The organism is Streptomyces sp. NPDC087844, from assembly GCF_044742785.1.
In the GTDB taxonomy this organism is placed as follows: domain Bacteria; phylum Actinomycetota; class Actinomycetes; order Streptomycetales; family Streptomycetaceae; genus Streptomyces.
Genome location: NZ_JBIUVD010000018.1, coordinates 198876 through 206904, shown reverse-complemented (window position 1 = coordinate 206904; position 8029 = coordinate 198876). Strand labels below are relative to the sequence as shown.

Below are 8029 nucleotides of genomic sequence, written 5' to 3'. Positions count from 1 at the left end.
ACTGGGCGCGCCGGGGGCGCGGGGGGGGGGGGGGGGGGGGGGGGGCCCCCCCCCCCCCCCGGGGGGGGGCCCCCCCCCCCGGCGCGTCCCGTTTCCCGCTCGCTCGCCCGCTAGCCCATCAAGGCCGGCCGAACTTGCAGCCGGCCGAACTTGCAGCCGGCCGGACCTGCAGCCGGCCGGACCCGCAGCCTTCCGGCGCGTGTTTTCACGCCATTCGCTTCGGGCGGCGCGGTGGCCCCTTCGCTGCCGGATCGTCGGCAGGGAGGCAGCCGCGACCTCCTCCGCCCGGCCGCTTCGCGGGCCCTGACGTTCCGTCGACTCGCGGACCGGCCCGGCGCCAGGCGGTCCGACGTGGCCGAATCCTCCCGATCGAGGCGCGTCCGGCACCTTCCTGAAGAACGGCCTCTCCAAAGTTGTTGCGTCATCGATGTCACGGCATGCATGATGAGTCATCGATAACGCATCATTGATGTTCCATCATCGACTGCGTCGCCCTTGATCTGGTCGTCATCGGACGGCCCGCCCGCCCCTGCGAGCGGCGGACCCCGATCCCAGGAGTAGAAGTGAAGAAACTCGCCCAACTCGCCGTCTCACGGCCCAAGTCCGTGATCGCCGCCTGGCTGCTGCTGCTCGCCCTGGCCGTCCCCTTCGCGCTCCAGCTGGAAGGCGCGCTGAAGACGGGCGGCTTCTCCGACCCCCGGGGTGAGTCGGTCAAGGCCCAACGCACGCTGGAGCGCGCGTTCGACGAAGCCCCCAACTCGTTGCTGGTCGTCCTGCACAGCAAGGACGGATCCGTCGAGGACGCGGTCGCGCCGGCCCGTAAGGCGGTGCAGCGCGACGGGGTGTCCACCGTCACCGACCGCGCCACCCATCCGGAGTGGCTGTCCGAGGACGGCCGCACGACGTTCCTTCAGGTGGGTTTCAGCACCGACAACACGACGGTCCAGAACCTCGTGCCCGACCTGCAGGACGACGTCCGTGACGCCGTCGGGGAAAACGTCGAGGCCGACGTCACCGGCGCCCCGGCCCTGGACTACGCGCTGAACGTGCACTCCAAGGAGGACGTCACCCGCGCCGAGATGATCGCCTTCCCGGTGCTCTTCGTCGTACTGCTGCTGGTCTTCCGGTCCGTGGCCGCGATGGTCGTTCCGCTGCTCATGGCGGGTGTCACCCTGATGCTCACCCAGTCCATCGGCTACGGGATGACGCAGTTCACGGACGTCAACAGCCTGTTCACCAACATCGTGTCCATGGTCGGCCTGGCGGTCGCCGTCGACTACTCGCTCTTCATCGTCAAGCGCTTCCGTGAGGAACTGGCCGACGGACACAGCGTGCCGGACGCCCTGGACCGCACCATGCGCACCGTCGGCCACTCCGTGCTCTTCAGTGGTCTGGCCGTCGTGGTCGCGCTCTCGGCGCTCTTCATCCCCCGCGCCATGTCCTTCACCAGCATCGCCCTGGGCGGCGTGGCCGTCTCCCTGGTGGCCGTGGCCATCGCCGTGACCCTCCTGCCCGCCGTACTGAGCCTGCTGGGCGACCGCATCAACTGGGGCACCCTGCGCCGCCGCAAGAACGCCAGCAAGTCCGCCGCCCCGACCACCACCTCCGGCGAAACCGCCGAAACCGCCGAAACCGCCGAAACCGGCGCAGTCGGCCGTCTCGGTAGCCGTTCCGGTAGCCATTCCGGTAGCCGTTCCGGTGGTCGCTTCTCCGGCCGCCCCGGACTGGTCCTGGCCGGCCTCGTGGTCGTGTTCGCCGCGCTCGCCGCCCCCGCCGCCCAGCTGACCCTGCGCGTCCCCGTCGCCAGCGCGGACATCCTGCCCTCCGACGACAGCGCCCGCATCGGTATGGAGCGCATCAAGCAGGACATCGGCGTACGCGAGATGTTCCCCGTCCAGGTCGTGCTCAGCGCCGAGCGGGACCAGGCCGACACCCTGCTCAAGAGCGCCACGGACGTCGCCTCCTACGCGGAGTCCGCACCCGGCGCCGACAAGGTCCAGGCCGTCACTTCCCTCGGCCTGCCCGCCGCGTCGCTCTCCAGGACCCTGGCCGACCCCTCCGCTCTGGACGCGGGTCAACGCGCCGCACTCGGCGGGTTCTGGACGCGCGACGGAGACCGCCTGGTCACCCGTGTCGTCGTCACCCCCGGTACCGACCCCGACAGCTCCGGGGCGCACCACCTGGTCGACGATCTGCGTGACCACCTGCGGAACGGCACCGACTCCGCGGTCACGGTCCGCCTGGCCGGAGCCACCGCCACCGGCTCCGACTTCGACGACCTGGTCCTGCGATCGGTGCCCCTGGTGGTCGCCTCCGTCGCCCTGCTCAGCTTCCTGATCCTGCTGTTCGCCTTCCGTTCGGTCCTGCTGCCGCTGCTGGCCCTGGCCTTCAACATCGCCGTGGTCGGTGCCAGCCTCGGCTTCCTCGCCCTGGTCAGCGGAAACGACGACCACTCGATCAACAGCGTCACCCCGCTGATGCTGTTCGCGGTGATGTTCGGGCTCAGCATGGACTACATGGTGATCATGATTTCCCGGATGCGGGAGTCCTACCTCGGCGGCCTCTCGCACCGCGAGTCCGTCCTGGGCGGCCTGGCCCGTACCGCCGGTCTCGTCAACGGCGCCGCGGCGATCATGGTGGCGGTCTTCGCCTCCTTCACCAGTGCCGAGATCAGCATCGTGCGGGAGCTGGGCATCAGCCTCGCCGCCGCCGTCATCCTGGACGCGCTCATCATCCGCCGCCTGGTCATGCCCGCCACGCTCCTGCTGATCGGCGACCGGACCTGGGGCCGCCACCGCCGCAACGCCCCGCAGGCGGCCACCCCGCAGGCCGCCGCCCCGCAGCCGGCATACGTCACCACCGACGAGGAGGCCGACGTGAGCGAACGCCTCCCGCTGGCCGAACCCACCCTGCGCTGACCGGACGGGGACCGGACCGGACCTGACCTGACCCGCCGTCCCGGACCGTCCCGCCCTCCCCGCACCACCCGCTGCGCCGATCGCCTCGCCTTCCCGGGTCGACGGCGCAGCGTCCATGTGCGCCACACCCAGGCAAGACATTCCTGTTCATGAGAGGCAGCCCCACCTGATGAGCACAGTCCTGCACCACCCCGACGTCGCGGCCCTCGGCACGTTGCCGGACGACGTGCATGACGTGTACGCCGTGCATGACGTGCATGACGTGCATGACGTGCATGACGTGCATGACGTGTACGACGCACGCACAGTGCACGACGCACGGGGCAACGCTCGGGACGGCGATGCACGCGCCGATGTACGCGGCGGAGCACACGGCGCCACTCGTGGCGACGCACCTAGCGACACCCCTGGCGACGCGTCGTACGACGAAGAGATCTTCCGGCGCAGTGCCCTGCTGATCGCCCGGCACGGGTGGTGCCAGGGGCAGGGCCTGTTGTACGTCGGGTTCCCCCACGCCCCGCAGGCGGCCAGCCTGGTCGGAGCCCTTGCCTGGGCCGTCACCGGGAACGCGGAGTCCTGCAGTCCGCAGGTGAGGGCGGCCCTGGCCACCGTGCGCAGGCGCCTGGACCCCGCGGGCAGCGCCCTGTTCAGCGACTGGGAGCTGCTGTGTGCCTGGAACGACGCCCCGGCCCGCACCCGCGACCAGGCCGTGGCGCTGCTGTGGTCGTGCCGTACAAGTCCCACATCGGACCTCTCAATTCCGACATAACGGGCATACTCTGATCGTGTACGCGTATGCGTGAAACCATCAGATCAGAGAAGGTGAGTGCGATGCGCGTTCTACTCAAGGCGACCATGGACACGGAGAAGGCGAACGAGGCGATCCGCAGCGGCAAGATGGCGGAGCTGATGAAGGAGGCGCTGGACCATCTCAAGCCCGAGGCGGCGTACTTCGGCGCCCTGGGTGGCCGGCGCACCGCCCTCTTGTTCCTCGACATGCGGGACAGCTCGGAGCTGCCCACCATGGGCGAGCCGTTCTTCACCCAGTTCGGCGCGGAGGTCGAGGTCTCCCCGATCATGAACGGCGAGGATCTCCAGAAGGGCCTGTCCCAACTCCGCTGAGAGGCCCTGCCGTTCCCCGGGCAGGGCCGGTCCCTAGCTGAAGATGATCATCGAGCCCTGGGCCAGGCTCCGGGTAGCCGCCGCGTGCAGGCCCAGCCACACATGGCGCTCGCGGGCGAACGGGCTCGCGTCGAAGGGGGCCGGGGCGGCCGGCTCCTCCAACTCCGTCGGCGCCATCGGAGGTTGCGGCGGCACCGGCGGGTTGGCGGGGTCGATGCCGATCGACGGCGCGACCAGCTCCAGCTCGCGCAGCAGCACCTGGGAGGAGCCCAACGGGCCGCCTCCCGCGAGGAGTTCGTCGCTCGACAGCGGGTGCGGGAAGTCCACCGGCACGTACGCGCCCGCGTGGTCGTAGTGCCAGACCAGGTGGGACTGCTGGGCCGTCGTGTCGAACATCTCCAGCAGCTGCTCGTAGTCGCCGCCCAGTTCGCCGACCGGTGTCACCGGCAGCTGGCACACCTGGAGGAGGTAGGCGCGGCGCAGGAAGTGCAGCGCGTCGTAGTCGAAGCCCGCGACCGGCGCCACATCGCCGGAGAGGCCCGGCATGTACGCGTACACCGGCACCGGCGGGAGTCCGGCCTCGCCCAGCACCTTGTCGTAGAGCGCGAGTTCCTCGGCGAAGGGGTTGTCGGGGGTGTGGCACAAGATGTCGACGAGCGGGACCAGCCACAGGTCACAGGCCAACTGAGAGCTCCTCGTTCAGCACGGTGGTCAAGGCAGCGTAATGGGTGAGGGCACGGTAGGTCCCCTTCGTGCGGGTCGGATACCCCACACCGGCCGGCCCACCGTTGATCCACCGTCGATCCACCATCGGTCCACCGCCGGCCCGCGACCGTCAGCCCTGCGCCAGCAGCTCGATCAGTGCCAGCGAGTGCGTGTTGTACGCGGCGACGATCTCGTGCGCCGCCGGGGCGTCCCGGCGCGTGAGGGCGTCCACGAGCTCCGTGTGCTCGGCCCACAGATGGCCGCGCAGGTCCTCGATCCGGCGCAGGTGCTGGACCGCGCACACCCAGGACTGGACGCGCAGCCGGTGCAGGAAGTCGGCGAGGTACGGGTTGCCGAACAAGCCGCTCAGCTCGCGCCAGAAGCGAAGGTCGTAGCCGATCAGGATGTTCAGATCGCCCGCCGCGGCGGCCCGCTGCGCCTCCTCGCCGCGGCGGCGCACCCCGGCGAGCGCGGTGGCGGTGCGGGGATCGTCGGAGCGGGTGGCGAGCGCGGCGCGGGCGCCCCGGGTGGTGGCGGCCGTCGCGTCCAGCAGCCCGTGGAAGATGCTCTCCGTGACCAGGCTGCGGGCCTCGATCATGCCCCGGTAGTCGTTCAGCGAGTACTCGTGGACGCGGAACCCGCGATGCTGGTCCGCGTCCAGGAGACCCTGGGCCGACAGGTCGACCAGGGCCTCACGGACGGGGGTCGCGGAGACGCCGTACTGCTCGGCGATCTCCTTGACCGTGAACTCCTTGCCCGGCTGGAGGCGCCCGGCGAGCACCTCGTCGCGCAGCGCGTCCGCGATCTGCTGCCGCAGGGTGCTGCGGGTCACGGCGCCATTGCCGCTGCCGGTGGCGGGCATCGTCCGGGTCCTTCCCCCATCGAATAAGTACTCGCTCATATCTACGAGCCAGTCACCTTACGCGTTCGATGTCGGGCCACCCGGATTGCGGGAGTCCTCCGTCACACCCCTCTGCTGCACCTCTCCGTCACATCCCGTGGCACACTCCTCCGTCCGCGCTACCGGGCCGTGTGCTCGTCGGCCACGGACAGGGCTTCGTCGAGCGCGGCCAGGCCCTCCTTGGCCTCCGCCTCCGTGATGTTGCACGGCGGCACGACATGGGTGCGGTTCATGTTGATGAAGGGCCACAGTCCGTGCGCCTTCGCCGCCGCGCCGAAGGCCATCATGGGGGCGTTCGCCTCGCCCGCCGGGTTGTAGGGGACGAGGGGCTCGCGGGTCTCCTTGTCCCGTACGAGCTCCAGGGCCCAGAAGACACCGGTACCGCGCACCTCGCCGACGCTCGGGTGGCGCTGTGCCAGCTCGCGCAGCCCGGGGCCGAGGACGGTCTCGCCGATCAGGGCGGCCTGCTCGACGACGCCCTCCTCCTCCATCACGTTCAGGGTCGCGACGGCGGCGGCGCAGGCGAGCGGGTGCCCGGAATAGGTGAGCCCGCCGGGGTACGGGCGCCGGGCGAAGGTGTCGGCGACGGCCCCGGAGATGGCGACACCGCCGAGCGGCACGTATCCCGAGTTCACGCCCTTCGCGAAGGTCAGCAGGTCCGGTACGACACCGGTGTGGTCGGCGGCGAACCACTTGCCCGTGCGTCCGAAGCCGGCCATGACCTCGTCCAGGACGAAGACGATGCCGTACTGGTCGCAGAGCGCCCGGACGCCCTCCAGGTAGCCAGGCGGCGGGATCATGATCCCGGCCGTGCCCGGGATCGTCTCCAGGATGATCGCGGCGATGGTGGCCGGGCCCTCGAACGCGATGGTGTCGGCGAGGTGCTGGAGCGCGCGCTCGCACTCCTGCTGCTCGGTCTCGGCGTGGAAGGGGGAGCGGTAGAGGAAGGGCGCCCAGAAGCGCACGACCCCGGCCGTTCCGCTGTCGTTCGCCCAGCGGCGCGGGTCGCCGGTGAGGTTGATCGCGGCGGCGGTGCCCCCGTGGTACGAGCGGTAGGCGCTCAGCACCTTCGGGCGGCCGGTGTGCAGCTTGGCCATCCGGGTGGCGTTCTCGACGGCCTCGGCGCCGCCGTTGGTGAAGAAGATCTTGTCCAGGTCGCCCGGCGTCCGCTGTGCGATCAGCCGGGCCGCCTCCGACCGGGCCTCGACGGCGAACGCGGGCGCGAAGGTGGTCATCTTCCCGGCCTGCTCCTGGATCGCGGCGACGACCTTCGGGTGCTGGTAGCCGATGTTCGTGAAGACGAGGCCGCTGGTGAAGTCGAGATACCGCTTGCCGTCGTAGTCCCAGAAGTAGGACCCCTCCGCACCGGCGACGGCGAGCGGGTCGATGAGCTCCTGCGCTGACCAGGAGTGGAACACGTGCGCACGGTCCGCGGCCTTCACGGCGGCGCCGGCCTGGGGATTGGGCTGAGGGGTCATGCGCCCGAGGGTAGGTGTCCGGGGCGTGGGCGCGACATCGGCGTCCTGTCTGCGGCGCGGCCGTGAAAGCGACAGGTTGTCGTGTGTGGGGACACCCCGACGGGCGCCGGACGCCCGATGGCTCGTTGACAGCATCCTGTCGAGATGACAGCGTGCTGACACATTAACCGAGTGAGTGACCGAGCCACCGAATGACTGGCTGGCTGAATGACCGAGCGACCGAGCCACCGAGTGACCGAGGAGAAGCCGTGACCCCCCGTCCCGCCCGCAAGCCCGTGTACCTCGCCGTCTACGACACGCTCGCCGACTGGGAGACCGGTCACACGACCGCGTATCTCGCCCGCGCCGGCTACGAGATCCGGACCGTCGGTCTCTCCGGCGACGCGGTGAGGTCCGTCGGCGGGCTGCGGATCCTGCCCGACGTGACGCTCGACGACATACGCCCCGAGGACGCCGCGCTGCTGATCCTGCCGGGCGCCGACCTCTGGGACACGAGCGAAGAACTCCTCCCCTTCGCCCGCACGGCGCGGGAGTTCCTGGCGGCCGACGTGCCCGTCGCCGCGATCTGCGGGGCCACCGCGGGACTCGCCCGCGAGGGTCTGCTCGACGACCGCGCCCACACCGGCGCGGTGTCCTTCTATCTGGCCGCCACGGGCTACAAGGGCGGCGACCGGTACGTGGACGCCGACGCCGTGACGGACGGCGGGCTCGTCACCGCCGGACCCACCGAGCCCGTCGCGTTCGCGCGGGAGGTGTTCGCACTGCTCGGCGTGTACGAGGGAGAGGTGCTCGACGCCTGGTACCGGCTGTTCCACGACTCGGACGCGCAGGCGTACGAGATCCTTGAGGCGGCCGGGCAGTGAGCGAAGTGAGCGGACCGGGTGAGGCGGGTCGGGCGGGCGCTC

Annotated in this window: 7 protein-coding genes; 4 read left to right on the top strand and 3 right to left on the bottom strand. The window is 70.6% G+C overall.

What is annotated here, in order from left to right; genetic code table 11:
* Positions 1–563 precede the first annotated feature (563 nt).
* The 3 genes from ACIOKD_RS30405 to ACIOKD_RS30395 all read left to right on the top strand — a co-directional run bounded on the left by ACIOKD_RS30405 (position 564) and on the right by ACIOKD_RS30395 (position 4040).
* Entirely contained in the window at positions 564–2918 is a 2355-nt protein-coding gene (locus tag ACIOKD_RS30405) for an MMPL family transporter (RefSeq protein WP_402090312.1), read from the top strand.
* Between the two features lie 169 nt (positions 2919–3087).
* The gene (locus ACIOKD_RS30400; protein ID WP_402090310.1) at positions 3088–3687 is read left to right on the top strand and encodes a hypothetical protein; all 600 of its coding nucleotides are present in this window, start codon (positions 3088–3090) and stop codon (positions 3685–3687) included.
* 62 nt (positions 3688–3749) lie between these two features.
* Complete coding sequence (locus tag ACIOKD_RS30395; RefSeq protein ID WP_402090308.1) at positions 3750–4040, top strand: hypothetical protein; 291 nt, start codon at positions 3750–3752, stop codon at positions 4038–4040.
* Positions 4041–4073: 33 nt separating this feature from the next.
* Here ACIOKD_RS30395 and ACIOKD_RS30390 read toward each other — a convergent pair whose 3' ends face one another.
* The 3 genes from ACIOKD_RS30390 to ACIOKD_RS30380 all read right to left on the bottom strand — a co-directional run bounded on the left by ACIOKD_RS30390 (position 4074) and on the right by ACIOKD_RS30380 (position 7124).
* Positions 4074–4724: a hypothetical protein gene (locus ACIOKD_RS30390; RefSeq protein ID WP_402090306.1), complete on the bottom strand. Its 651-nt coding sequence runs from the start codon at positions 4722–4724 to the stop codon at positions 4074–4076.
* A gap of 151 nt (positions 4725–4875) precedes the next feature.
* Complete coding sequence (locus ACIOKD_RS30385) at positions 4876–5607, bottom strand: GntR family transcriptional regulator (RefSeq protein WP_402090304.1); 732 nt, start codon at positions 5605–5607, stop codon at positions 4876–4878.
* A gap of 158 nt (positions 5608–5765) precedes the next feature.
* Entirely contained in the window at positions 5766–7124 is a 1359-nt protein-coding gene (locus ACIOKD_RS30380; RefSeq protein WP_402090302.1) for an aspartate aminotransferase family protein, read from the bottom strand.
* Positions 7125–7372: 248 nt separating this feature from the next.
* Between ACIOKD_RS30380 and ACIOKD_RS30375 the strand changes: the two genes are divergently transcribed.
* Complete coding sequence (locus tag ACIOKD_RS30375; protein ID WP_402090300.1) at positions 7373–7987, top strand: type 1 glutamine amidotransferase family protein; 615 nt, start codon at positions 7373–7375, stop codon at positions 7985–7987.
* Positions 7988–8029: the final 42 nt, after the last annotated feature.

Bases quoted from the DNA above. Each gene is read 5' to 3' on its own strand.
- ACIOKD_RS30385 (WP_402090304.1), bottom strand. From the start codon at position 5,607: ATGCCCGCCACCGGCAGCGGCAATGGCGCCGTGACCCGCAGCACCCTG.
- ACIOKD_RS30380 (WP_402090302.1), bottom strand. From the start codon at position 7,124: ATGACCCCTCAGCCCAATCCCCAGGCCGGCGCCGCCGTGAAGGCCGCG.
- ACIOKD_RS30400 (WP_402090310.1), top strand. From the start codon at position 3,088: ATGAGCACAGTCCTGCACCACCCCGACGTCGCGGCCCTCGGCACGTTG.
- ACIOKD_RS30395 (WP_402090308.1), top strand. From the start codon at position 3,750: ATGCGCGTTCTACTCAAGGCGACCATGGACACGGAGAAGGCGAACGAG.